Below are 22204 nucleotides of genomic sequence, written 5' to 3'. Positions count from 1 at the left end.
GTCGGCCGCGGCGAACCGGGCGGGTCTATCCGACGGCATCGCTTTCCCCCAGGCCGAGTTCGCGCTCCAGTCGGCTGCGGATCTCGCCGGGCAGTTCCCCCGTGCGGGCCCAGTCGACGATCAGCTCGGCGACATGGCGGAGCTTGACGTTGGTGTGCTGGGAGATGTTCCGCAGAACCTCCCAGCCCTCGTCCGGAGTGATCCGGCCCACGGCCAGGACGACTCCGATGGCCTGGTCGACGACGGCGTGCGAGCGGACCGCCTCCTGCAACTGCAGGTTCTCGTCCTCCAGGCGCGACATCCTGACCGCGTCCCGTTCCGACTGCCCGGCGCCCGTGTCCGACGCCGACGGGCCGGCGGTGCCGGACGTCAGCAGTTCACGCAGCTCCTGGCCGATGGCGTGGCGCGGGACGGGTCCGGCCGCGCCGTCGTGCGGCCCCGGACGCCCGGTCGCCCGCGCGCCGTCCCGGGGAGGTGTCGCCGTCATCGGTCGGCCCCCGAGGCCCGGCCGCGCGTGGCCGCCTGCTGCAACTGCCCGGGCCGGTCGTCGTGCTGAGCGATGAGGGTCAGCAGGTCCGAGACGGTCAGGCCGGCATCGGCCGGGTGGCGCAGGATGGTGCCCCGCTCGATGCGGTACGAGTTGGAGCGCCCCTGTCGGGTGTGGGTGAGATAGCCGTCCCGTTCCAGGTCGGACACGATCTTCTGGACAGCACGCTCGGTGAGATGGCAGCGAGCGGCGATGTCACGGATCCGGGTCGTGTTGTCGTCGGCGATGGCGGCGAGGACGCGGGCGTGGTTCGTCAGGAACGTCCAGCCGGTGTGGGTCTCAGGTACTCCTCTCATGCCCTCAGGATAGGACGCGCGATTCGCGTAAACAAAAGGGTGAAAGAAATTTCCTGTATCTCTTGACGTATACGCTGTGCCGGACCGAGCCTGGAGGGACCGAGACGTGGATGCCTTGGGAGCGACTGCCATGCAACGACGTGCGCATCCCGCGCAGCGCATGACCGGAGACGCGCGCGTCTGCGCGGGACCTCCCGCGCCCCGGGGCGATTCCTGTCCGCCGCCGCTGCACGTCCGTACGCAGTCCGCGGGCGACCGCACGATCGTCACCGTGCACGGTGAGATAGACATGGACACCGAGCAGGCGTTCCTGGAGGGCCTGGAGCAGGCGCTGGCCCGCTCGGTCCGGGGCATCGACCTCGACGTGAGCGGCGTCGACTTCTGCGACTGCGCCGGTCTCAACGCGCTGCTGCGCCTTCACCGGCGCGCGCTCGCCGAGGGCAGGACGGTTCTCGTCCGGGGCGGCGGAACCGCGGTCCACCGGCTCCTCTCCATGGCGGGCGCCCTGCCGCTCTTCACCCGACCGGGTGAGGGCGGAAGGGACGGCCACGGTGACTCCGCCGGACCGCGGCCGGGGGTCGTACACCCCGTCGCGACGGAGGCCGTGCCTGCGGTGTCCGCAGCCGGGGGCCGGATCGAACCGGTCGATGCGGAAGCCGAGTGGGGCGACGCCGCCGACGGCGCGCGTGACGCCTCGACCGCGGCGCGCCCCGCGCACGTGCGGTGACCGCCGTCCGCCGCCGTCGCCGAATCCCACGTCGCCTGGCGGCCCGAGGCAGGAAGGCATGAGCCCGGTGCGGCCTTCCCGCGCCTCGGCCGCCCGATCCGTCACCGCCGACGGCATCATCCGTGCCGGCTCTGGACGGCGAGGTCGACCACACCACCGGCGACGCGTTCCACCGTGCGTACCTGTCGAGCGTGTGGGGGCACCCTCTATTCGAGGATGCCGAGCCGCTGCCCCGGCTCGCAGTGGGTGCAGGCGCGCAGGCCCGTGGCGAGGAGGCTGCGCGCTTCCTCGCGGGTGACGGGGCGGCGTCGCTTGCCGGCCGCGTAGCAGTCCCCGGCGTGGAGCTCCACGGGGAGGCGGCCCTCGCCGATGCCCAGTTCCACGATCCAGTCCGGGGGCGCGGGCCGGCTGCGGCGCCCCTCCTCCTGTTCGGCCTCCCGCTTCCGGACGGCAGCGATCTTGAGGTCGATGCGCTCCAGCCACATGGCGTGCCAGACCCGCAGGGTCAGCAGTCGCGCCAGGTCAGGCGGGAGGTCATCGAACATGTATTTGATTCTAGGTCCAGACCCGCCCACGCTTCCATCTCGCGTGTTCGAATTTTCGTTCGATAACATGGGGGCAGGAGGTGGGTGTCATGACCGCGGATACGGAGGCACGCCGAACGCCGGGGGTGCCGAGCGTGATGCATGTGCGCTGCCCGGACGCCCTGCCGGAGGAGGTCTACCGGCACGTCCTGGAGCAGTTGTCGGAACTCTCGCCCGTCGTGCAGGCGTTGCCGCCGACCGCCGCCCTGGTGGAGCTGAAGGGTGCGCTGCGCTACCACGGCGTGGACGCGCGCAGGCTGGGGGAGACGCTCCGCATCCGGACGATCTCCCGGCTGGGCGTCGATGTCCGCGTGGGCATCGGGCCGACGATCGCCGTCGCGGCCACCGCGTCGGGCCAGGTGCCGGAACCCGGTGGCGTCCTCGCCGTGGCTCCCGAGCAGGTGGCGGACTGGCTGGGCCCGCTGCCCGTGGAGGCGCTGCACGGCATCGGGCCCCGCCAGGCGGCCGCGCTGCGGGACTACGGGGTGCACTGTGTCGGCCTGCTCGCCTCGATCCCCCAGGCGACCGTGCAGCGGGTCCTCGGAGGCCGCGCGGGACGGCTCGCCGCCGACCGGGCCCGCGGCATCGATCCCCGCCCCGTCGCCCCCCGCGCCCTCCCCGCCTCGGCCCGCGTCGAGCGCACCTTCACCCGGCACGCCCTCGACGGTGCCGGGGTGCGCGCGGCGCTGCTGGACCTCGTCGTCGAACTCGGCCACCGGCTGCGCCGCCGGGGACAGGCGGCCCGGGGTCTGACGCTGACTCTGCGGTTCGCCGGCGGCACGTCCTGGGAGAAGACCCGCCGGCTCGCGGCGGCCTCGGCCCACGACGAGGACCTGCGCCGGCTCGCCTACCGGCTCATCGACGCCGCCGGGCTCCAGCGCGGCCGCCTCACCGCGATCGCGCTCCGGGGCGAGGACCTCGTCGGCGCCGACCAGGTCGCCGAGCAGATCAGTCTGGACGGGGGGCGCGAGGCCCGTCTGGTCGCGGAGGAGGTCAGCGACCGCATCCGCGACAAGTTCGGCCCGCGGGCGATCGGCCCCGCGGCGCTGCTCGGCAGGGCCTCCTAGGCGAAAGGGCGGGCTCCGGCCCGCGATCCGGACGGCCGTGGCGTCGGCCGGCTCCCGTACGGCCGGATCTTCTTCCGGCGTTTGCGCACCACCGCCGCTCGCCGGGCAAGGCGACACAGCCCACACGCCGAATGCGCGAGGCGACAGCAGCCCACACGCCGACTGCGCGAGAAGGCCGGCTGTGGCGGGCTCGGGTTCGGCGGGCCGAGCGGCGACGGCGTCGAAGCGAGCCGCGTCGAGCGGGAACGGCAGCGGTACGAACGATCCGCAGTAGGCGCTCCCGGAAGCCGTCACCTCTGCGGTCGTACGATCCGGACGAACGCGCCTGCTGCCGGGCTCTGTCGGGAGAGGGTTCCCTGGCGGACCCTCAGGGGGCCGGTGATTCCGGGGTGTCCGGTGGGTCGGCGGGCGTGTTGCGCAACGGCAGCCTGGTGAGCGGGTCCGTCGTGTGCAGGACCGCGTCCACACAGGCGCTGGTGCGGGTGATCAGTATCGTGACGCCGATCATGTGGAGGGCGTCGCTCACCCCGAGGAGGGTGTAGAGGCCGCCCTCGTCGCAGGCGGCGACGTCCGACAGGTCGACTTCCAGGTCACCCTCGACGAGTTCCGGGACGGCCCGCCCGATGGCCTCCCGCAACTGGGGCCCGGTGTGCACGTCGAGGTCGCCGGAGACGCGCAGGACGATGCCGCCGGGCCCGTGCCGGGCCTGGCGGATCTGCAGTCGCCGTACTGTCTCCCGGCGCACATCCGTCGCTTTCCGACCGGCCGTGTCGCCGGTCATGAATGCAGTCGGCCGCTGTTTGCCCAACGGCCACGGCTCCCCCCGAACCGCCGACGGAAGCCGCGGCACTCCTTCCCCGCAATACGCCGCGCATGCCCGGCAGGCGGCCATTGTTGCGATCGCCGCGTGGGGCGCGCGGCGGAGCCCCGTCCGGCCCGGCGCCGCGGGGGAGTGCACCCCACCGTGCGACAGCCGTTCCGCCGCCGCACCGTTCGTCCGTGTGGCAGTGGCCGTCGTACGGTGATGGGTAGGGATTCACCCCGGGCGGGAAGGCTGGGCGGGTGGACGACTTCGACGTGGATGACGCGTTGCAGCAGGCGCTGGACCGCCTCACCCTCCTGAACGACGTCGCGGACGCGCTGTCGAGCACGCTGGACGCGGTGGAAGGCCTGCGCCGGGTGTGCCGGATCGTGGTCCCGCAGCTGGCCGACTGGGTGATGGCGGACCTCCTCGACGCCGAGGGCCGGCTGGAGCGGGTGTGCCTGACCCACCACGATCTCGACGTCGGCGTCGCCGATCCGAGCGGACCGCTTCCGGAGGTGCCCACCACCGCCTCCGGCCCCCTGTCCCGCGTACTGCTGGGCGCCGGGCCGCTCCTCCTGTCGGCCTCGGACGTCCCGGCCGCCGACCAGGCGAGCGATCCGCTGCACGCCGCGAACCTCGAACTCTTCGCCAGGCTGGGCGGGGACAACCTGATCGTCGCTCCCCTCCGTGCCCGCCGCCGCGTGCTGGGGGCGTTCACGATCGTCCGTCACGCGGGACGCCCGGCCCTGCAGGAGGCCGACCTGGCACTCGTCGAGGACCTCACCCACCGGATCGCGCTGGCCCTGGACAACGCCCGCCTGTACAAGGAGACCCAGAAGATCGCCGAGCGCCTGCAGCGCTCCCTCCTCCCCTCGCTGCCCGAGCTGCCGGGTCTGGAGATCACCGCCCGCTACGCGCCGGCCGCGACCGGAGCCGACGTCGGCGGTGACTGGTACGACAGCTTCCGTCTCCCGCAGGGCGACACGACCCTGATCATCGGCGACGTGACCGGACACGATCTGCGCGCCGCAGTCACCATGAGCCAGCTGCGCAACATGCTGCGGGGCATCGCCTGCGACCGGCAGGAGCCCCCGGCGCAGATTCTGCGCCGCTTCGACATGGCCGTGAACTCACTCTCCGAGCACACGACGGCGACCTGCATCTACGCCCTGCTCAGCGGGGCCCCGGGCGGGCCGTGGCACCTGCACTGGGCCACCGCCGGCCATCCGCCGCCGCTGCTGATCACCCAGGAGGGCGACACCCAGTACCTGGACGAGGTCCAAGGGCTGCTGCTCGGCGTCCACCCCACCGAGCCCCGGGTCGACGCCCGGCGTCCGCTGCCGCCCGGCAGCACGATCCTGCTCTACACCGACGGCCTCCTCGAGCGACGCGGCGAGGACATCGGCAGCGGGCTGACCCGGCTGCGCCAGCATGCGGCCGCACTGCACAGCCGGCCCCTCGGCGTCCTGTGCGACGAACTCCTCACCGGCCTGGCGGCCCACTCCACCGACGACGTGGCCCTCCTCGCCCTGCGCCTCCCCGCGGCTCGGTGAGCGGACAGGCTGCAGGGCCGGCCACGGCGCCGCCCGCCACTTCCCGGCCCGGGTGTCACAGCCAGCCGTTGCGGCGGAACGTCCGGTGCAGCAGCGTGGCCGCCACGACCATGACGGCGATGGCGAGCGGATAGCCGTACGTCCAGCTCAGTTCCGGCATGTGGGCGAAGTTCATGCCGTAGATGCCGGCGACGAGGGTGGGCGTGGCCAGGATGGCGGCCCAGGCGGAGATGCGGCGCATGTCGTCGTTCTGCCAGGTGCCCACCCGTGCGAGGTGTGCGTCGAGGACGGAGTTCAGCAGTTCGTCCAGCGAGCGCACCTCGGTGTCGGTGCGGTTCATGTGGTCCGCGACGTCACGGAAGTACGGCAGCATCTCCTCGGGCCACTCCGCGCGCGGCCCGGCGAAGTCCCGCACGACGGGCACCAGGGGCTGCACGGCGTCGAGGAATTCCAGGACCTCACGCTTGAGCGAGTAGATCTGCTCGGTGAGGTCCTCGCGGTCGGGGGAGAAGACGCGGCGCTCCAGCGCGGTGAGGTCGGTGCGCACCTGCACGGAGGCCGTGAGGTAGGAATCGACCACGGTGTCCAGGACGGCGTGCAGGACGGCGACGGGGCCGAACCGCTGCATGTGCGGCGCCTCGCCCAGTCGTCGCGCCGCCTCCGCCACGGGGTCGGCCCGGCCGTGCCGGACGGTCAGCACGAACCGGGGGCCGGTGAAGACCATGACCTCCCCGGTCTCCACGTCGCCCCGGTCCTCCAGGTACCAGAGCGTCTTGAGGGCGACGACGAGCACGTCGTCGTAGCGCTCCCGCTTGGGGCGCTGGTGCGCCTGGACGGCGTCCTCCACCGCCAAGGGGTGCAGCCCGAGCGGATCCGCCAGTTCCTCGAGTTCCCGCGGATCCGGATCGTCCAGGTGGATCCAGCAGAACTCCCGGTCGCCGACACGCTTCAGGCTCTCCAGCACCGCCGCCCGGCCGCCGTCGTCCTGCTTCTCGCAGTCCACGTGCTCGGGCGAGTCCGGAGAGTCACGGTAGATAAGACACTTCATTCCTCACACCTGCGCGGACCGGGCGATTGCATGCATGCGATCTCGGTCTTCCCCCACCGAAGCGGGAGCCGCCCGGCTGCCGGGCGGCGGCACGGGCGTCGGCGTCCGGGGCGGCTCACATGTCTGCGGCGGTCATTCGCGGGTGGATGCGAGCGCGCTCCAGCCGTTCTCCAGCACATCGAAGGCGCGGACGACCGCTTGGCGGCTGTCGTCGTGGTGCAGGGCGGCGCGGGGCGCTTCGAGGGCGAAGTGGGCGAGGGCGGTGCACGCGGGGTCGTCGGCGGGGAGCCCGCTCTCCGCCGCGATGACCTCGGCCAGTGCGGCTGTGTGGCGGAGCCACATGTTCTGGAGGTAGTCGCGCAGGGCGGGGGTGCCGTTCACCAGGCGGAGGAACGCGCCGAAGCGGGGATCGCCGTCCGGGGCGACCACCCGGGAGCGCAGTGCGTGATCGCGCAGGGCCGCGGGGACGGACTGCCCCTTCGGCCGCTCCCGGACCGCCGCGAGGAGGGCGGCCTCCTGAGCCGCGTCCTCGTCGAACACGAGGGCTTCCTTCACCGGGAAGTGCTTGAACAGCGTGGTGGTGGACACGTCCGCGGCGTCCGCGATCTCGCGAATGCCGACGTCGTCGTACCCACGCTCCAGGAACAGGCGCAACGCGGCGTCCGCGATGGCTCGGCGGGTGGCGGCCTTCTTGCGCTCGCGGCGGCCCGGAGGCGCGGGCGAAACGCCGGCATCGGAGTCGGACGTGGTGTCTGGCATGGCGGCAGTCTACCGCCAAGGTGGCTCAGCTTCAAAAGTTGACTCGTTGCACTTATGTACTCGGTGTGCTTTTCTTGGGGCGTGGTTGCGAGGCGCTGCCGCCCGAGCCATCCGTGCCTCTCCCGCCGCCCCGGCAGACCCCGCACATCCCTGAACGGGGCCGGCGTCCTCACCCCAACCAGCATCCGTACGGCCGCGGAGCGGCGGTACGTCGTGAACGGAGCACCACCATGACCACCACCCCTGCCCCGCGCATCGCCATCGTCGGCGCCGGTCCCGGCGGCCTGACCTGCGCTCGCATCCTCCAGCGGCACGGGATCACCGCCACCGTCCACGACCGTGACACGGCAGCCGCCGCCCGCGATCAGGGCGGCACCCTGGACCTGCACGCCGACAACGGCCAACTGGCCCTGGAGGCGGCCGGGCTGCTCGACGCGTTCCTGCGGCTGGCCCGCCCCGAGGGGCAGGAGATGCGCCGGCTGGACCCGTCCGGCGCGATGCTGTTCCACCACGTCCCCGGCGAGGGCGAGCTGTTCAAACCGGAGATCGACCGGGGTGACCTGCGCGAGCTCCTGCTCGGCTCGCTGCTCCCCGGAACCGTGCGGTGGGGCCACACCCTCAGGGAGGTCGGCGGACCCGCCGACGGACCGCGCACGCTGCACTTCACGGACGGGACGAGCATCGAGGCCGACCTCGTGATCGGTGCGGACGGCGCCTGGTCCCGAGTGCGCCGTGCCGTCTCCTCCGCCGTTCCCCGGTACAGCGGTGTGAGTTTCCTGGAGGCCTGGTTCGACGACGTCGACGCACGGCACCCCGACATCGCCGAACTGGTCGGCCGGGGCAGCGCCGCGGCGGCCGACGGCGAGCGCGGCCTGTTCGCCCAGCGGAACGGCGGCGACCACATCCGCGTCTACGTGATCCAGCGCGTCCCCGCCGACTGGATCACCGCCGGCGGCCTGACGCCCGACGACACCGAGGGAATCCGTCGCACACTGCTGGAGCGCTACGCCGCGTGGTCGCCGCGCATGCGCCGGCTGATCGCCGACAACGACGGCCGCTACGTGGACCGTCCGATCCACGCCCTGCCGGTCCCGCACACCTGGGACCGGAACCCGAGCGTCACGCTGCTCGGCGACGCCGCCCACCTCATGCCCCCGCTGGGTGTCGGCGTCAACCTCGCCATGCTCGATGCCCGCGACCTGGCCCTCGCGCTCGCGGCCGGCGGCACCGTCGACGACGCCGTCCGCAGATACGAGAGGACGATGGTGCCCCGCTCGACCGACATGGCCAGGCTCCTGGACGGGGCGGCCGCCGACCTGCTCTCCACGGAGCTGCCCGAGTTCGCCGGCGACGGCCGGCCGTGACCGGTCGGCGGTGCCGGGACCGGGGAAGCGGTCGAGCGGTGCCCGGGACGCCCGCCGCCTCCCTCCTCGGTCGACGGCGGGTCACGTCGGAGGGGTACCGGCTTTCCGGCCCCAGGCGGTGAGCATGCCGGCCGACAGCGCGGCGCAGTCGTCGGAGCTCAAGTACCGGATCGACTCGTCCAGCGCCGTGTCGTCGACCAGCCCGGTGTCGACCATCGCGGCTCTGCTGCGCTCCCACGTGTCCGCCCAGAACCGGCTCAGGGGACTCCCCGGCACCAACGGCGGCACATGGATCTCGGCGGCGACGGACGCGAGCCCCGCCTCGCGCAGCAGCTGCGGATACGACGGCACCCAGGAGACGTCGGTGCCGATGGTGGTCCGCAACCCCTGCCACATCGCCCGCATGGCCACGCTGTACGGGGTGCCGGGAGCCCGGTCGCTCGTCAGGTCGACCGCGTCACTCAGCACCAACACGCCTCCGGGGGCGAGGAGTTCGGCCAGTGTGCCGATCAGGCGCTCCCGCTCGGGCAGGTGCATCAGCACGAAGCGGGCGTGGACGAGCGAGAACCGGCCGGGCACTGCGTCCGGGGCGGTGATGTCGGTCTCCAGCACCTCCAGACCGGGAACGGGCCGCGCGCGCAGGAAGCGAACGTCGCGGTCCACGGCGAGGACGCCGGCCACCCCGCACTCGTCCAGCAGCCGTCGCGAGACCGTACCCGTGCCTGCACCCACGTCGAGGCAGCGCCACCCCGGGCCCGCCCCGAGCGCCCGCAGGCGTCCCATCGTGATGTCGTCGTAGGCGAGGGCGCCGAAGTCGATGCGCTCGCCCTCGCCGGCCTGTTCGGGACGGAAGACGGCTTCGCCGTAGCGGCCGTCGCCGGGCGCGTCCCCGCCCGGAGCCGCGGTCACGTCGCGTCCGGCGTGCCGGGAAGGGCGCGGCCGCTGCGTGGCCGCACCGCGTCGGCGAGGAGCGGGTGCTGCGGATCGTCGAACGGTTTCACGGCCGGACCTCTTCGCACGGTGGGGAGATGCGGGGCGGCCGTGCCGGGGCCGCCGCCCCACCGATCCTCCACGGGCGCCGGCCCGTCCGGCCGAGGCGCGCCGGGCCTGAGCCGATCGGCCCCACGGGCTGCGCGGCGGCCGGCGGCGGTCGCGAGGGGGCTTGCCACGCGGCCACCGCGTGCGGGGCAGCGCTGCAGCGTCCCCGTTCGGAGGGGGGGGGCGGCCGCGCGCTTCGGGTTCCGGTGCCGGGCCCTCCGTACCGGCAACAACGTGCCGGTGCCCGGCACCGGAACCATCCGCGGTCTCCCCTCGCGCCGTCCTGCCCGCCCGGTGTCCGCCCGCGCACTGCCGGTTTCCGGCAACGTTCTTTGGGGGACCGCGGTCATCGGGGCGCGGCTCCTCGACTGGCCCGCGCGGGAACTCTGAGCGCCGTCGGCGGCCGCGTGCGGGTGACCGGGACGGCCGGGGGCGAGGACGCGTCGTACGCCGCCCCGCCGTCCCTCCGCCGGCGGCTGTGACGATCTCGGCGGCCGGTGCGCAGTACAGGAAGTACGAGTCCGGCAGGGGAATGGGGGAGGGCGTGAGCCTGATGGGCACGACGGTGGAACGGGGCTCGGCCTGAGATGAACCGGATCACCGGACCTTCCGGCCGGGCGTGGGCGATGCTGGCGGTGCCGCTCGTCGTGTTGCTGGCCCTGTCCGCGCGAGGCTTTCTGCCGGAGGAGGAGCGCGTCGGCCTGCACGCGGTCCCCGGGGCCCTGAGCGACGTACGCCTTCCGGGCGGGGCCACGGCCGCGCTCTCGCGGTGCGGCAGTCCTCGCTCACCACGGCCCGAGGCGGCGGGACAGGGGGAGCAGGACGGTGCCACGCCCTCCCTGGCCATCGCCTCCTACGGCTACTCCAGTTCGGGTCCCGCCTTCGACGGGGCGCCCGCCTTCACCGTCTCGGTGCGCATCGACCCGGGATCCCGCCCCCTGCTGCTTCCGGCGTCGCCGGGGACGCACGCGGTCGCGGAGCACCGGGTCACGATCGACATACAGGGAGCGCACGGCGAGGGGCGCACTGCGTCGGCGCGGGGCCTCACGGCGCGCGTGATGCAGGGGTACGGGGGCAAGCCCGCGTCGCCGTCGAAGTCCGGCGCCTACCGGTTCACGCGCCCCGGCGAACTGATTCTGGAGATCGACCTGCCCCGGCGGGCTGTCTGCCCCGGGCACTCCGTGCAGGACGTGGGCCGGTGCGCCCCCGACACCACGAACCGGATCGAGGACTGTCCGGCGGTCGCCGTCACGCTCACCGACGAGTCGATCCGGCTGCACCGGGCGGCGGAAGCGGGCTTCGCGAGCCCGAAGCGGTTCAGCGATCGCCTGGTGGCGGTGTGGTACGAGGAGAGCGCCGCGAAGGCGTGACCCCGCCCCGCTGCTACCGCTGTCGTCACCCGTGAACTGCCCCTGCCGGCAGGTTGGTTGAGCTACGGGGCCGGGGCCGCGCCGACGGCTCCCGCGAGCACCGTGGTCACGACCTTGTGGAGCGCCCCGGCTTCGGGCGGGGCACCCTTGCGGTCGGCGAACAGCAGGTGCCCGGCCCCGATGAGCGTGGGCGCGAGGGTGTCCACGTCGGCGTCCGCCGCGAGGCGGCCCCGCGCGCGCTCGGCGGTGAGGTAGGAGGCGACCGTCGCCGTGGCCTCGGTCAGCAGCGGGATGCCCGTCGGCGTGGTGGCGCGCAGGCGGGCGCGGAGACCGTCCCGCGAGGTCACGAGGCCCACGATCGCCACCGCGACCGACTCGAAGAGGTCGGTGAGCACGGCGGTGAGGTTGGCGGCGACGGTCCCGGTGCCCGCCGACGCGCACAGGGCGGCGGCCCGGGCCTCGATCCGGCCGATGCGGTCCTGGACGAGTTCGGCGAGGAAGCCGTCGAAGTCGGAGAAGTACCGGTGCAGGATGCCCTTGGCGCAGCCCGCCTCCGTGGTGACCGCCCGGCTGGTCAGGGCGTCCGGACCGTCCCGGAGCAGGACCCGCTCGGCGGCGTCGAACAGCTGCTCCCGCGCGTCGCGGAGAGCGACCCCTGTCGGCATGGCGTGTGTTCCTCATTTCCCGCTCGTGGCGGCCCCGTTGACGAGTGGGCAAGTGCCCACCATAGTGGGCGCATGCCCATCCTACCTCCGGGGCATGACCGCCCCGACGGCCGCGAACCCTCTCAACTCCTCTCCGCCGCCCAGTCGTTCGGCTCGGACGCCGAACGCTACGACCGGGTCAGACCCCGCTATCCCGACGCCATGGTGGACCGGATCGTCGCGGGCAGTCCCGGCCCCGACGTCCTCGACGTCGGCTGCGGGACCGGTATCGCGGCCCGGCAGTTCCGGTCCGCCGGGTGCCGTGTGCTGGGCGTCGAGCCCGACGGGCGGATGGCCCACCTCGCACGCCGACTCGGCACCCGTGTCGAGGAGTCGACGTTCGAGGCGTGGGACCCGGCCGGCCGCACCTTCGACGCGGTGGTCGCCGGCCAGGCCTGGCACTGGATCGACCCCGAGGCGGGAGCGGCGGCCGCGGCGCGCGTGCTGCGCCCCGGCGGCCGACTGGCTGCCTTCTGGAACGTCTTCCAGCTCCCCGCCGATGTGGCGGAGGCACTCGCCGAGGCCTGCCGGCGCGTGCTGCCGGGCTCCCCGATGGACCCGAGGGCGCTGACCCGCGGCGCCCTCGACCTGTACCAGGGGCTGTTGGTCGACGCGTCCGACGGCATCCGTGCGACGGGTGACTTCACCGTGCCGGAGCGGTGGCGGTTCGACTGGGAATGGTCCTGCACCCGGGACGCCTGGCTCGACCAGCTGCCCACCTTCGGTCCCTTCACGCGGCTCCCGCCCGACGGGCTGGCCGAGGTCCTGGAGGGAGTCGGGGCCGCCGTCGATGCGCGGGGCGGCAGCCTTTCGGTGGCGTACGCGACCGTGGTCGTCACGGCCGTGCGCGCCGGCGCTGCCTGAACCGCGGGCGGGTGACCGGAGCGGTGCGGTCGGATCCGGGCGGTGCCGCGGCCGGGCGGGGTGCAAATGCCGTGATTCGGGAGGGGCGTTCCCTTTCGGCGGGATCGCGGGTTAGGGTCGCGCTCAGTGAGATCTTGAGTCGAGGTGGTCCAGATGGAGAAGACGGCAACAGCGCGCCGGGGCAGGCCGGCGGGCGTCCGCTCCGTCGAAGGCGAGCTGACGGCCCGTCAGGCGGCCATCGTCGAGTTCGTCGCGAGCGAGGTCGCCCGCCAGGGCTACCCGCCGTCGATGCGCGAGATCGGCAGGGCCGTGAACCTGGCCAGCACATCCTCCGTCGCGCACCAGCTGATGGTCCTGGAGCGCAAGGGCGTCCTGTACCGCGATCCGCACCGGCCCCGCGCCTACCGCGTGCGCCCGACCTGGGCGCCGGACCTGGGCGGCAGCTCCAGCAGGCCCCCGGCCGCGGTGCCGCTCATCGGGCGGATCGCCGCCGGTGTGCCCGTCCTGGCCGAGGAAGCGGTCGAGGACGTCTACCTGCTGCCCCGCCAACTGGTCGGCGAGGGCGATCTGTTCGCCCTGACCGTGGCCGGCGACAGCATGATCGAGGCGGCCATCTGCGACGGCGACATCGTCACCGTCCGCCGCCAGGACAGCGCCGATCACGGGGACATCGTCGCCGCACTCATCGAGGACGAGGCCACCGTCAAGCAGCTGCACCGGCGGGACGGCCAGGTGCTGCTCATGCCGCGCAACCCCGCCTACGCCCCGATCCCGGGCGATCAGGCGGTCATCCTGGGCAAGGTCGTCGGCGTCCTGCGCCGGCTCTGACCCGAGCGGTCCGGCCGCGCCCCGGAGAGCGGGTGATCCCGGTGGCAGCGTCCCCGAAGGCACGTGCCCTGTTGTTTGCGCCCCGGTGATCGGGTGACTCGAGGCACCTCGGGCACGCATGCCCGCCAGGACTGTGTGCCGCGGCCTCGACCCCTTAGGAGCTCACTGTGTCCACGCCGAACGAAGGCAGCGGCGCGGCCGGGGGACTGGATCCCGCGCGGCTCGACGACCAGCAGCTGCTGCGCGAACTGGAGAGCGTGCACCGCACCCGGCACGACACGTTCCTGCACGGCGCGCCGGATGCCCTGGACGCCCACGACCGCCGGACGGCGGCGCTGGAGCAGGAGTACCTGCGGCGCAACCCGCAGCGGGCGGTCGCCGCGGGCCGCACCCGGGAAGGGGCACGGGCCCGCGAGGCCTGAGCGGCGGGCACGGGCGACGCCCCGGCCGTGCGTGGAGTCGCGTGCGCCCGGGACGCTCACGCCTGGGTGCGTCGTACGCACTCCGTGACCACGCCGCTCAGCGTGCCGGTCTGCTCCAGCAGCTCACGCTGCACCCGGGCGCCGTTGCCGGTCCGCAGCAGTTCGGTGGCGGTCTTCTCGGCGCGGTCGGCGTCCCCGCTGTCACGCAGGGCGTCGCCGACGTGGTCCAGCAGGGCCCGGACGACCTCGCCGGCGGGCGCGGGCTTCATGGTCAGCGGGTGGAGGAGGTCCTTCTCCAGCCCCGACCTGGCCGCCCGCCAGGCGGCCAGCCGCAGCAGCTCGACACTGTGGCCCACCGGCTCCACACCCGCACGGGCCTCACGCGCCGCCGTCTCCACGAGCCCGCGGGCCAGCGTGGCGATGAGGGTGGTGGTACTCGCCTCCAGGCAGACGTCCGAGACGCGGATCTCGACGGTGGGGTACTGGTCGGAGAGCCGGGCGTCGAAGTAGACCATGGCCTTGTCGAGCGCGACCCCGGTGGCGACCATGTCGTCGACCCGCCGGTGGTAGCGCTCGGCCGACCCGAAGAGTTCGGTGGGGCCCGCCATCGGCCAGCGCCCCCACACCCGGCTGCGGTAGCTGCTGTACGCGCTGTTCCGGCCCTGCCAGAACGGGGAGTTCGCGCTGATCGCCGTCAGCACGGACAGCCAGGGGCGGATGCGGTCGAGGACCGCGACGCCCTCGTCGTCGTTCTCGACGGACACGTGGATGTGGCAACCGCAGACGAGCGTCTCCTGCGTCGCGAGACCGAACTCGTCGGCCATCCACTGATACCGGCTGTTCGTGCTGACCGACGGACTCACCGGCAGCGGCGACGTGGCGAGCGCCACCACGGCCGCACCCGCCTCCCCGGCGAGCCGTGCCGCCTCCTTGCGGCAGCGCACGATCTCGGCGCCGAGCTCGGCCATGTCCGACTGCGGATGGGTGGCGAACTCGACCTGCTGCTGATGCAGCTCCTTCTCGAACGTCTCCTCCTCCGGATCGTCCTTGGCGGCACGGGCGAGTACGGCCGCGGCCAGGGCCCGGGGCTCCCCGGTCTCCGGGTCGACCAGGAGAAGTTCTTCCTCGACTCCGACGGTGCGCACGTGTTGCGGCCTCTCTGCGGGGGGTTTTCTGGAGCTGGGGAGGTGCGGGGGCCCGGGGCGCTACCGGACTTTCCGCGCCCCGCCCCGGTGGAGCGTGCGAGCGGCTTTCTCACCCTGCACGAACGGATCGATCTCCGGGTCGTAGGTCCCGGCATGGTCGGCGAGGGCGTCGGTCACCCGCTCCCACTCCTCGACCTCGGCTTCCGCGCGTGCCGCCTCGGTGCCCGTGAGGGAAGGGGACTTCACGGCGTGCCGTGCGGCGTCCCGCGCCACCTTGGACTCGTGGTGCGACATGCCCGTGGCGCGTCGTCGTACGTCCTCCCAGGCCGCCCGTTCCTCTCCGGTCGGCCCCTCCACCTGCGCCTGTGGGTCCTCGGCGATGTCACGCTGCTGTTCGAAGCTCACTTCTCGTCCTCGAGGTCGGTTCGGCTGCCCGCCCTTCCGGGATCCGACTGCCCTGGAACAGCGCCCGGACACCCCCGCGGGCAGGCGCCGGTCCGAGCCGAGCGGCGGACGACCACGGCTCCCCCGTAGGCATCAACCAGAACCCGCATGCGGGGGAGAAGACTGACACTATCGGGAGGAATCCGTCTGTTTCCGGAGAAAGGACGCCGGGTGGACGTGGACGCCGTCGCCGATGAGCTGTACGGGCTGCGGCCGGAGCAGTTCACCGCCGTCCGCAACGAACGCGCCGCGGCTGCCCGCACCGCGGGCGACCGCGAGCTGTCCGAGCGGATCGGTGCGATGCGCCGCCCGAGCCTCTCCGCGTGGGCCAGCAACCTGCTGGTCCGGCAGCAGCCCGACGAGATCGAACCCCTGGTCCGGCTCGGCGAAGCACTGCGCCAGGCCTATCAGGATCTGGACGGCGCACAGCTGCGTCAGCTCGCCGGGCAGCAGCAGGCCCTGGTCAGGGCACTGTCCCAGCAGGCGAAGCACCTGGCGGCCGAGGCGGGGCACCCCATCGGCGAGAGCGCCCTGCAGGAGGTACAGGAGACCCTGCACGCGGTGCTCGCGGACGCGGACGCCGCCCGGGAGTGGGCCGCGGGACGGCTCACCAGGCCGCTGAATGCGGTCGTGGGCTTCCCCGCCGTCACCCCGGCCACCTCGACCCCGCGGAAGGCCCCGACCCGCGGTGGTCCTGCGGAGCCGGCCGCGCCGCCCCGCGAGCCGGGCCGGGCGAGCGCTGCGGACCGGGCGCGGCAGCGCAAGCAGCTCGCCGAGGCCCGCCGGACGGCCGAGTTGGCCGAGCGCGACGTGCACGCGCAGGAGAAGGAGAACGAGGCGGCGCAGCGGGCGGCTCAGGACGCCCGGCGGCTGACGGAGACCTCGCAGCAGCACGTCGCCGGGCTGCGGGAGCGCATCGCGGAGCTGACCGAGGAGCTGGCGGGCGCAGAGAAGGAGCACCGGCAGGCGCGCACCGACGAGCGGGCGGCGAGCGAACGGGAACGCGACGCCGACCGCCGGCTGCGCGCGGCCCGCGCCAGCGCCACGAAGGCCGCCGAACAGGTGCGACGCCTGGGCGGCGCCGGGGGAGACGACACGTGAGGACCGGGCCGCCCGGCCGGTGCCGCAGGTGAAAGGCGTCCGGGGTCCACGACGGCACGGGGGCGGCCCCGACCAGGCCGTAGAATCCCGCGAATGCCGATATCGCTCCTCGCCGGCCGGGTGGCACTGGTCGCCGCCGTCGTGCTCCTCGCCGGGTGCGGCGCCGACGGGCCGGGCCCGGCCGGTCCGGCGCCTAGTGGCTCCGATACCGGTGCAGGGTCCGCCCACCGGGCCTGGGCGTACGAGTACGTTTCCGACGTGGACCCCGTCGGCAACGAGCTGCTCGACATCGCCGCCGTCTCCCGGCGCGAGGCCTGGGCCGTGGGCATGCTGCACGCTGCCGGCGGCTCCGCCCCGCGCATGCAGATGCTGCGCTTCGACGGCTCGCGGTGGCGGCGGTACGACCTGGCCTCCGACCTCGGTGACGCACTCGACGGTGGCACGCTCGGCTCGCCGACCCTGCACGCGGGAGCGGGCCAGGCCTGGCTTTTCGCGCGCGTCGTCGGGGGGCCGGGCACCTCCCCCGCTCCGATCGCCGCCCGGTTCGACGGCACCCGCTGGCGAGCCGTCGCGCCGCCCGCGGAGAGCGGCCTGACCCGCGTCGCGGTGCTCGGGCCCGCGGACGTCTGGGCGCTCGGGAACCCCGGGCGACGAAAGGCCTGGCACTGGGACGGGCACGGATGGACCGCCACCCGACTGCCCCTGGAGGCGACGGCCCTCACGACGGACACCGCCGGCGGGGACCTCCGGGTGGCCGGGAACGTGCCCGACCCCGAGGCGGACAAGGCGGACGCGTCCGATCCGGACCACCCGAAGCCGCGTCCCCTCCGGCTCGCGGCCGCGCGATGGGACGGGCGGCAGTGGCGTGAGGAGCGGATGCCGGACGTCGCCACGGATGACGCGGAGTTCCCCGGCTGCCGGACGCCGGTGCACACGCTCGTCGCGCGGGGGGCCGACGACGTATGGGCCATGGGGATCGAGTACGGCCCGTACACCGGGACCGCATACGCCCCTCCGGGCGACCGGCCCTGCGCCCTGCACTGGGACGGCGAGCGGTGGAGCAAGTCGGGCGCGCTGCCCGCCGGGGTCCTCGACGCCAGGAGGGTGCGCGGGGAGAACGGCGAGGTGAGGCGAATCGCACGACCGCCCCGCGTTCCCGGCATCACCGGAAAGCTCACCGAGGCCGACAGGAAACAGGTGTTCCGGCTGGCCGAGATCACCCCGGTGCCGGGGACCGGCGAAGCGTGGGGCGTCGGCACCGTGGGGCGCGGAGCGTCCGGCGACGCGAACTTCAGCCGCGCCGTGATCGTGCGGTACCGGCCCTAGGTGGTGTCCGAACGGTCCCTTCCCGGGCCCGACGACCCGGCTCCGCCGTCAACCCGTCGGAACCCGTGATCAGGGTCGTCTCAGTCCTTGCGGCCGGTCGCCGCGACCGTGACGCCGAGGCCGATCATCGTCAGCCCGCCGACGCCGCCGATCAGCGAGAGCCGCCGCGGTGAACGGGCGAACCAGTCCCGTGTGGTGGCCGCGACCAGCCCCCACACACTGTCGGACGCCAGCGCGATGACGTTGAAGACCAGGCCGAGCACCAGCATCTGGACCGGGATGTGCCCCTGTTCGCGGTCGACGAACTGGGGCAGCACGGCCGCGAAGAACACGATCGTCTTGGGGTTGGCCACACCGACCGCGAACCCGTCCCACAGGGTGCGCAGGCTGCTGTGTGCGGGACCGTCACCGCTGAGCGAGGCGCGCAGCGAACCGCGCTGCCGCACCGCCTTGACACCCAGGTGGACCAAGTAGGCGGCGCCCGCCAGCTTCAGCACCGTGAAGACCAGGACGGAACGCTCCACGACGGCGCCGACCCCGAACGCCACGGCGACCACGAGCACATACGCGCCGACGGTGTTGCCCACCACCGTGGTCATCGCGGCGCGGCGCCCGTGCGCCAGCGCGCGGCCGATCACGAACAGCACGCTGGGCCCGGGTATCACGATCAGCAGGAACGACATGGCCGCGAAGGCCAGCAGTCGGTCGGAAGACACCATGCGGTCATCCAACAGGGGAACGTTTCCCGCCCGCAGCCCATTTTTGGCGGTGGGCCGGGCCGCCAATACAAACCGGCGGGTCCCTATGTTGTGGTCGACAGAATCGGTTCTGCGTCGCCGACGGCGCCCAGGTCGTCGAGAACGGTCCCGCGGAGGGCGTTGTAAAAACCAGCTATCCGGTTTTATTCTGAGGGAGTTCCACGGCTCGCCCCTCCGGGCCATCGCTCGGCCTGCGGGTGTTCTGGTCCCGCTGCGTGCTGTTGGTCGGCCCTCATGGGCTTCCGCGATCCCCGCCCGTGTTCATCGGGGCGGCGCGAACGCCGTGGTTTTCGCCTGCGCTTGTGCGCGTTCTCGCTCCGGGTTCCGAGTACCAGTTCCGAATGCACCGCGGGTGCGCCGATCTGCGCGCCGTCCTGTTCCGTCCATGGATCTTCGCTGTTGGGGGTTGTGATGTCTGGTGGGGTCGGTTGCCCGTTCGCGGTGGATGCTTCGGGACGGGACGTGCAGGGGGAGGCGGCCCGCTGGGCCGAGACGGGGCCCGTCGTACGCGTGGTCCTGCCCGGCGGTGTCGAGGCCTGGGCGGTGACCGGGCTGGAGACCATCAAGGAACTGCTGCGGGACCCCCGCGTCTCGAAGGACGCGTACCGGCACTGGCCCGCCTGGCAGCAGGGCGAGATCGGTGCCGCATGGCCACTGGCGATCTGGGTGTCCGTGCAGAACATGGTGACCGCGTACGGCGAGGACCACCGCAGACTGCGGCGGCTGGTGGCCTCGGCGTTCACGGCGCGCCGGGTCGAGGGACTGCGCGGCCGCGTCGAGGACATCACCGAGGGCCTGCTCGACGAACTCGCCGCGCGCCCGGCCGGCGGCGCCGTGGATGTGCGGCGGGCCTTCGCGCAGGAGCTCCCCGTGCGCGTGCTGGCCGAACTGTTCGGCATTCCGGGCCAGTTCCGGGAGGCGATCTCCCGGATCATCGCGGGGTTCTTCGACACCGCACTCTCCCTGGAGGAGGCGCAGGCCAACGGGGTGGACCTCTACCGGACGCTGAGCGCGCTCGTGGACCTGAAACGCCGTTCGCCCGGGGACGACCTGACCAGTGCGCTGATCGCGGTGCGGGACGGGGACGGCGACCAGCTGTCGGAGAAGGAACTCGTCGACAACCTGATCCTGCTCTACACGGCCGGGTTCGAGACCACGGTGAACCTGCTGGACCACGCGGTGGCCCTGCTGCTTCGCCACCCGGACCAACTGGCTCTTGTGCGCTCCGGCCGCGCCGCGTGGCAGGACGTCGTGGAGGAGACGCTGCGCGTGGAGACACCCGGCGCGAACGGGATCCTGCGCTACGCCGTCGAGGACCTGGAGATCGGCGGTGTGGTGATCCCCCAGGGCGACGCCATAGTCATCTCGTTCGTGTCGGCGGGACGCGACGCCACGGTGCACGGCGCGGACGCCGGGGTGTTCGACGTGACGCGCCCGACGCGGCGCGACCACCTCGCGTTCGGATTCGGTACCCATTTCTGCGTGGGCGCGCCGCTGGCACGGCTGGAGGCCCAGGTGGCGCTGCGCGGCCTGTTCACCCGCTTCCCGGACATGGCCCTGGCGGTGGCGCCCGAGCAGTTGCGGCCGCTGGAGTCGTTCATCTCCAACGGACACCGCGAACTCCCCGTCCTGCTGGGGGAAACGGCGCACCCGCGCGGGAACGAGGCTGCGGAGGCCGGCCGTCCGGCAGGCGTGAACAGGTCGGAAGGCTGCCCGGTGGGCGCCGGGGCCATACCCGCGTAGCCCTCGCCGGGCGCTGGGGGCCATACCCGCGTAGCCCTCGCCGGGCGCCGGGCGCCGGGTGCCGTACCCGCGTAGCCCTCGCCCGGGGCGTACCTGCTCAGCCCCCTGGCCGCTGCCCGGTGAGGCGGCGGCCAGGAGGACGCGCCGCGGCTCCTCCGCTGACCGGATCGGTCCGGCGGCAGCCCCGATCGAGCCTGGGACGACGGCCCCGGGCAGGTCAGAATGGGTGACATGAACCGAGCACTGATCGTCGTCGACGTCCAGGAGTCGTTCCGGGCACGTCCCCTGTGGGAACAGATCTCCAACCCCGGGATCGCCGAGCCCGTCAACCGGCTGGTCGCCCTGGCCCGGGCCGCGGGCGACCGGGTCGTCTGGGTGCTGCACACCGAACCCGGCAGCAATGACGTGTTCGACCCGGCCTCGGGCCACGTGCGCCTCCTCGAAGAGCTCGACGGCCCGAGGCCGGGTGAACCCGTACTGCACAAGACGTCGCACAACGCGTTCACCACCACGAACCTCCAGCAGCTGCTGACCGACGCCGGGGTCCGGGAGCTGTGGGTGTGCGGCATCCGCACCGAACAGTGCGTCGAGACCACCACACGGCTGGGCAGCGATCTGGGGTACCGCATGGTGTTCGTCACCGACGCCACGGCGACCAACCCCATCGGCCACCTCGGCGCCACCGAGATCATCGAGCGGACCGAGGCGGTACTCCGGGACCGCTTCGCCCGGATCGCCACGGTGTCCGAACTGGAAGCCGAACAGGAGGCGTCGGCTGCGTGAGCCGGGTCGTCTTCGTCCTGCTGCCCGGCGTCCACCTCCTCGACCTGGCCGGGCCCGCCCAGGTGTTCAGCACGGCGGCGGACTTCGGGCGCGCCTACGCACTCGACTACGTCGCCGAGCGGGAGCAGGTGATCAGCGCCCAGGGCCTGCCGCTGACCGCCCGCACCCAGTGGCCCGACCTGACACCGGACGACCTGGTCGTCGTACCGGGCTGGCGCGCACCCACACTGCGCGGCGGCCCGGCGCCGGACGACGGCACACTGCGCCGGCTGCGCGGACACCACGCCGGCGGCGGGATCGTCGCCAGCGTCTGCGCGGGCGCCGAGGCACTCGGCCGGGCAGGCCTGCTGGACGGCCGCCGGTGCACCACGCACCACGACGTGCAGGAGGAGCTGGCGGCGCGGTATCCGCGCGCTCTCGTGGTGCGGGACGTGCTGTTCACCACGGACGACCGGGTGGTGACCTCGGCGGGCATCGCCAGCGGCATCGACCTGGCGCTGCATCTGCTGGCCGTCCGGCACGGCCCCGGTCTCGCGGCCCAGGTGGCCCGGGACATGGTGGTCTACGCACGCCGCAACGGGCACGAACCCCAGGCCAGCGCCATGCTGCGGCACCGCTCCCACCTGGACGACACCGTCCACCGCGTCCAGGACCTCATCGACGACCGGTTCGCGGAGCCACTCCCGCTGAGCACGCTCGCCGCGTCCGCCGGCGTCAGCGAACGCACCCTGACCCGCCTGTTCGGGCGCGCCACGAACGGCCTCACACCACTGCGCTACCAGCAGACCCTGCGCCTGGAGCGGGCCGAGTACCTGATCGGTCACGGGGCGACGGTGGAGACGGCCGCGCGGGAGGTCGGTTTCGAGGACGCGCGCATGCTGCGCCGTCTGCGGTCCCGGCCGGTACGCCCCGCCCCCGCCTAGCCTTG

The 22204-nt window shown here is 73.3% G+C and carries 24 protein-coding genes; 13 read left to right on the top strand and 11 right to left on the bottom strand.

Annotated elements, in window-relative coordinates:
• Positions 1-25 precede the first annotated feature (25 nt).
• Positions 26-487 carry an ANTAR domain-containing protein gene (locus tag ACZ4NT_RS03425; protein ID WP_467723092.1) on the bottom strand — a complete coding sequence of 154 codons (462 nt, stop codon included), beginning with the start codon at positions 485-487 and terminating at the stop codon, positions 26-28.
• Complete coding sequence (locus ACZ4NT_RS03420) at positions 484-843, bottom strand: winged helix-turn-helix domain-containing protein (RefSeq protein WP_121409169.1); 360 nt, start codon at positions 841-843, stop codon at positions 484-486. Before ACZ4NT_RS03420 ends, ACZ4NT_RS03425 begins: the two co-directional genes overlap by 4 nt.
• A gap of 130 nt (positions 844-973) precedes the next feature.
• On the opposite strand from ACZ4NT_RS03420, the gene ACZ4NT_RS03415 reads away from it, so the two are divergent.
• On the top strand, positions 974-1570 hold the full coding sequence (locus ACZ4NT_RS03415; RefSeq protein ID WP_121409168.1) for an STAS domain-containing protein: 597 nt from the start codon (positions 974-976) through the stop codon (positions 1568-1570).
• A 206-nt stretch (positions 1571-1776) separates the two neighbouring features.
• Here ACZ4NT_RS03415 and ACZ4NT_RS03410 read toward each other — a convergent pair whose 3' ends face one another.
• Positions 1777-2115, bottom strand: coding sequence for a DUF6233 domain-containing protein (locus ACZ4NT_RS03410; protein WP_121409167.1), 339 nt, complete (start codon positions 2113-2115; stop codon positions 1777-1779).
• An 89-nt stretch (positions 2116-2204) separates the two neighbouring features.
• Here ACZ4NT_RS03410 and ACZ4NT_RS03405 point away from each other — a divergent pair, with 89 nt between their 5' ends.
• On the top strand, positions 2205-3221 hold the full coding sequence (locus ACZ4NT_RS03405) for a DNA polymerase Y family protein (RefSeq protein ID WP_467723090.1): 1017 nt from the start codon (positions 2205-2207) through the stop codon (positions 3219-3221).
• 367 nt (positions 3222-3588) lie between these two features.
• Here the strand turns inward: ACZ4NT_RS03405 and ACZ4NT_RS03400 are convergent, their stop codons facing one another.
• Entirely contained in the window at positions 3589-4002 is a 414-nt protein-coding gene (locus tag ACZ4NT_RS03400) for an STAS domain-containing protein (protein ID WP_183117240.1), read from the bottom strand.
• Between the two features lie 281 nt (positions 4003-4283).
• Here ACZ4NT_RS03400 and ACZ4NT_RS03395 point away from each other — a divergent pair, with 281 nt between their 5' ends.
• Complete coding sequence (locus tag ACZ4NT_RS03395) at positions 4284-5579, top strand: PP2C family protein-serine/threonine phosphatase (protein WP_467723088.1); 1296 nt, start codon at positions 4284-4286, stop codon at positions 5577-5579.
• Positions 5580-5634: 55 nt separating this feature from the next.
• On the opposite strand, the gene ACZ4NT_RS03390 is transcribed toward ACZ4NT_RS03395, so the two are convergent.
• Positions 5635-6627 (bottom strand): magnesium and cobalt transport protein CorA, encoded by a 993-nt coding sequence (locus tag ACZ4NT_RS03390; protein ID WP_467723086.1) that lies wholly within the window; start codon positions 6625-6627, stop codon positions 5635-5637.
• Between the two features lie 132 nt (positions 6628-6759).
• Positions 6760-7386, bottom strand: coding sequence for a TetR/AcrR family transcriptional regulator (locus ACZ4NT_RS03385; RefSeq protein WP_121409162.1), 627 nt, complete (start codon positions 7384-7386; stop codon positions 6760-6762).
• A 230-nt stretch (positions 7387-7616) separates the two neighbouring features.
• Here ACZ4NT_RS03385 and ACZ4NT_RS03380 point away from each other — a divergent pair, with 230 nt between their 5' ends.
• On the top strand, positions 7617-8750 hold the full coding sequence (locus tag ACZ4NT_RS03380) for an FAD-dependent oxidoreductase (RefSeq protein WP_121409161.1): 1134 nt from the start codon (positions 7617-7619) through the stop codon (positions 8748-8750).
• A gap of 81 nt (positions 8751-8831) precedes the next feature.
• On the opposite strand, the gene ACZ4NT_RS03375 is transcribed toward ACZ4NT_RS03380, so the two are convergent.
• Entirely contained in the window at positions 8832-9659 is an 828-nt protein-coding gene (locus ACZ4NT_RS03375) for a class I SAM-dependent methyltransferase (RefSeq protein WP_467723083.1), read from the bottom strand.
• Between the two features lie 716 nt (positions 9660-10375).
• On the opposite strand from ACZ4NT_RS03375, the gene ACZ4NT_RS03370 reads away from it, so the two are divergent.
• Entirely contained in the window at positions 10376-11158 is a 783-nt protein-coding gene (locus ACZ4NT_RS03370; RefSeq protein ID WP_467723081.1) for a hypothetical protein, read from the top strand.
• A 62-nt stretch (positions 11159-11220) separates the two neighbouring features.
• On the opposite strand, the gene ACZ4NT_RS03365 is transcribed toward ACZ4NT_RS03370, so the two are convergent.
• On the bottom strand, positions 11221-11823 hold the full coding sequence (locus tag ACZ4NT_RS03365; RefSeq protein ID WP_121409158.1) for a TetR/AcrR family transcriptional regulator: 603 nt from the start codon (positions 11821-11823) through the stop codon (positions 11221-11223).
• Between the two features lie 72 nt (positions 11824-11895).
• Here ACZ4NT_RS03365 and ACZ4NT_RS03360 point away from each other — a divergent pair, with 72 nt between their 5' ends.
• The 3 genes from ACZ4NT_RS03360 (at position 11896) to ACZ4NT_RS03350 (ending at position 13976) form a co-directional block, all read left to right on the top strand.
• Entirely contained in the window at positions 11896-12726 is an 831-nt protein-coding gene (locus tag ACZ4NT_RS03360; RefSeq protein WP_121409157.1) for a class I SAM-dependent methyltransferase, read from the top strand.
• A gap of 153 nt (positions 12727-12879) precedes the next feature.
• Positions 12880-13554 (top strand): transcriptional repressor LexA, encoded by a 675-nt coding sequence (gene lexA / locus ACZ4NT_RS03355; RefSeq protein ID WP_467723079.1) that lies wholly within the window; start codon positions 12880-12882, stop codon positions 13552-13554.
• 167 nt (positions 13555-13721) lie between these two features.
• Positions 13722-13976 (top strand): DUF6158 family protein, encoded by a 255-nt coding sequence (locus ACZ4NT_RS03350; RefSeq protein ID WP_121409156.1) that lies wholly within the window; start codon positions 13722-13724, stop codon positions 13974-13976.
• Between the two features lie 56 nt (positions 13977-14032).
• Here the strand turns inward: ACZ4NT_RS03350 and ACZ4NT_RS03345 are convergent, their stop codons facing one another.
• Both ACZ4NT_RS03345 and ACZ4NT_RS03340 read right to left on the bottom strand, forming a co-directional pair.
• Complete coding sequence (locus ACZ4NT_RS03345) at positions 14033-15121, bottom strand: glutamate--cysteine ligase 2 (protein WP_467723077.1); 1089 nt, start codon at positions 15119-15121, stop codon at positions 14033-14035.
• Between the two features lie 60 nt (positions 15122-15181).
• Positions 15182-15526: a hypothetical protein gene (locus ACZ4NT_RS03340; RefSeq protein ID WP_121409154.1), complete on the bottom strand. Its 345-nt coding sequence runs from the start codon at positions 15524-15526 to the stop codon at positions 15182-15184.
• A gap of 210 nt (positions 15527-15736) precedes the next feature.
• On the opposite strand from ACZ4NT_RS03340, the gene ACZ4NT_RS03335 reads away from it, so the two are divergent.
• Both ACZ4NT_RS03335 and ACZ4NT_RS03330 read left to right on the top strand, forming a co-directional pair.
• On the top strand, positions 15737-16666 hold the full coding sequence (locus ACZ4NT_RS03335; protein WP_467723074.1) for a hypothetical protein: 930 nt from the start codon (positions 15737-15739) through the stop codon (positions 16664-16666).
• Between the two features lie 93 nt (positions 16667-16759).
• Positions 16760-17992 carry a hypothetical protein gene (locus ACZ4NT_RS03330; RefSeq protein WP_467723072.1) on the top strand — a complete coding sequence of 411 codons (1233 nt, stop codon included), beginning with the start codon at positions 16760-16762 and terminating at the stop codon, positions 17990-17992.
• 80 nt (positions 17993-18072) lie between these two features.
• Here ACZ4NT_RS03330 and ACZ4NT_RS03325 read toward each other — a convergent pair whose 3' ends face one another.
• A complete protein-coding gene (locus ACZ4NT_RS03325; RefSeq protein WP_467723070.1) occupies positions 18073-18711 on the bottom strand; it encodes a LysE family translocator in 639 nt (212 codons plus the stop codon).
• A gap of 480 nt (positions 18712-19191) precedes the next feature.
• On the opposite strand from ACZ4NT_RS03325, the gene ACZ4NT_RS03320 reads away from it, so the two are divergent.
• The 3 genes from ACZ4NT_RS03320 to ACZ4NT_RS03310 all read left to right on the top strand — a co-directional run bounded on the left by ACZ4NT_RS03320 (position 19192) and on the right by ACZ4NT_RS03310 (position 22199).
• Positions 19192-20493, top strand: a complete 1302-nt coding sequence (locus tag ACZ4NT_RS03320; RefSeq protein ID WP_467723068.1) for a cytochrome P450 family protein — start codon at positions 19192-19194, stop codon at positions 20491-20493.
• A gap of 231 nt (positions 20494-20724) precedes the next feature.
• On the top strand, positions 20725-21276 hold the full coding sequence (locus ACZ4NT_RS03315) for an isochorismatase family protein (protein ID WP_121409493.1): 552 nt from the start codon (positions 20725-20727) through the stop codon (positions 21274-21276).
• Positions 21273-22199, top strand: a complete 927-nt coding sequence (locus tag ACZ4NT_RS03310) for a GlxA family transcriptional regulator (protein ID WP_467723065.1) — start codon at positions 21273-21275, stop codon at positions 22197-22199. Before ACZ4NT_RS03315 ends, ACZ4NT_RS03310 begins: the two co-directional genes overlap by 4 nt.
• Positions 22200-22204: the final 5 nt, after the last annotated feature.

The organism is Streptomyces sp. NPDC026417 (genome assembly GCF_055567695.1).
Note: the sequence above shows the minus strand (reverse complement) of the source record. Positions and strands in the feature narration are given on the sequence as shown.

What these genes read in the sequence shown, in the direction of transcription:
- ACZ4NT_RS03385 (WP_121409162.1), bottom strand. Translation starts at nt 7,386, where the DNA reads ATGCCAGACACCACGTCCGACTCCGATGCCGGCGTTTCGCCCGCGCCT.
- ACZ4NT_RS03390 (WP_467723086.1), bottom strand. Translation starts at nt 6,627, where the DNA reads ATGAAGTGTCTTATCTACCGTGACTCTCCGGACTCGCCCGAGCACGTG.
- ACZ4NT_RS03425 (WP_467723092.1), bottom strand. Translation starts at nt 487, where the DNA reads ATGACGGCGACACCTCCCCGGGACGGCGCGCGGGCGACCGGGCGTCCG.
- ACZ4NT_RS03420 (WP_121409169.1), bottom strand. Translation starts at nt 843, where the DNA reads ATGAGAGGAGTACCTGAGACCCACACCGGCTGGACGTTCCTGACGAAC.
- ACZ4NT_RS03365 (WP_121409158.1), bottom strand. Translation starts at nt 11,823, where the DNA reads ATGCCGACAGGGGTCGCTCTCCGCGACGCGCGGGAGCAGCTGTTCGAC.
- ACZ4NT_RS03370 (WP_467723081.1), top strand. Translation starts at nt 10,376, where the DNA reads ATGAACCGGATCACCGGACCTTCCGGCCGGGCGTGGGCGATGCTGGCG.
- ACZ4NT_RS03325 (WP_467723070.1), bottom strand. Translation starts at nt 18,711, where the DNA reads ATGGTGTCTTCCGACCGACTGCTGGCCTTCGCGGCCATGTCGTTCCTG.
- ACZ4NT_RS03360 (WP_121409157.1), top strand. Translation starts at nt 11,896, where the DNA reads ATGCCCATCCTACCTCCGGGGCATGACCGCCCCGACGGCCGCGAACCC.
- ACZ4NT_RS03415 (WP_121409168.1), top strand. Translation starts at nt 974, where the DNA reads ATGCAACGACGTGCGCATCCCGCGCAGCGCATGACCGGAGACGCGCGC.
- ACZ4NT_RS03315 (WP_121409493.1), top strand. Translation starts at nt 20,725, where the DNA reads ATGAACCGAGCACTGATCGTCGTCGACGTCCAGGAGTCGTTCCGGGCA.
- lexA (WP_467723079.1), top strand. Translation starts at nt 12,880, where the DNA reads ATGGAGAAGACGGCAACAGCGCGCCGGGGCAGGCCGGCGGGCGTCCGC.
- ACZ4NT_RS03410 (WP_121409167.1), bottom strand. Translation starts at nt 2,115, where the DNA reads ATGTTCGATGACCTCCCGCCTGACCTGGCGCGACTGCTGACCCTGCGG.
- ACZ4NT_RS03330 (WP_467723072.1), top strand. Translation starts at nt 16,760, where the DNA reads ATGCCGATATCGCTCCTCGCCGGCCGGGTGGCACTGGTCGCCGCCGTC.
- ACZ4NT_RS03380 (WP_121409161.1), top strand. Translation starts at nt 7,617, where the DNA reads ATGACCACCACCCCTGCCCCGCGCATCGCCATCGTCGGCGCCGGTCCC.
- ACZ4NT_RS03400 (WP_183117240.1), bottom strand. Translation starts at nt 4,002, where the DNA reads ATGACCGGCGACACGGCCGGTCGGAAAGCGACGGATGTGCGCCGGGAG.
- ACZ4NT_RS03405 (WP_467723090.1), top strand. Translation starts at nt 2,205, where the DNA reads ATGACCGCGGATACGGAGGCACGCCGAACGCCGGGGGTGCCGAGCGTG.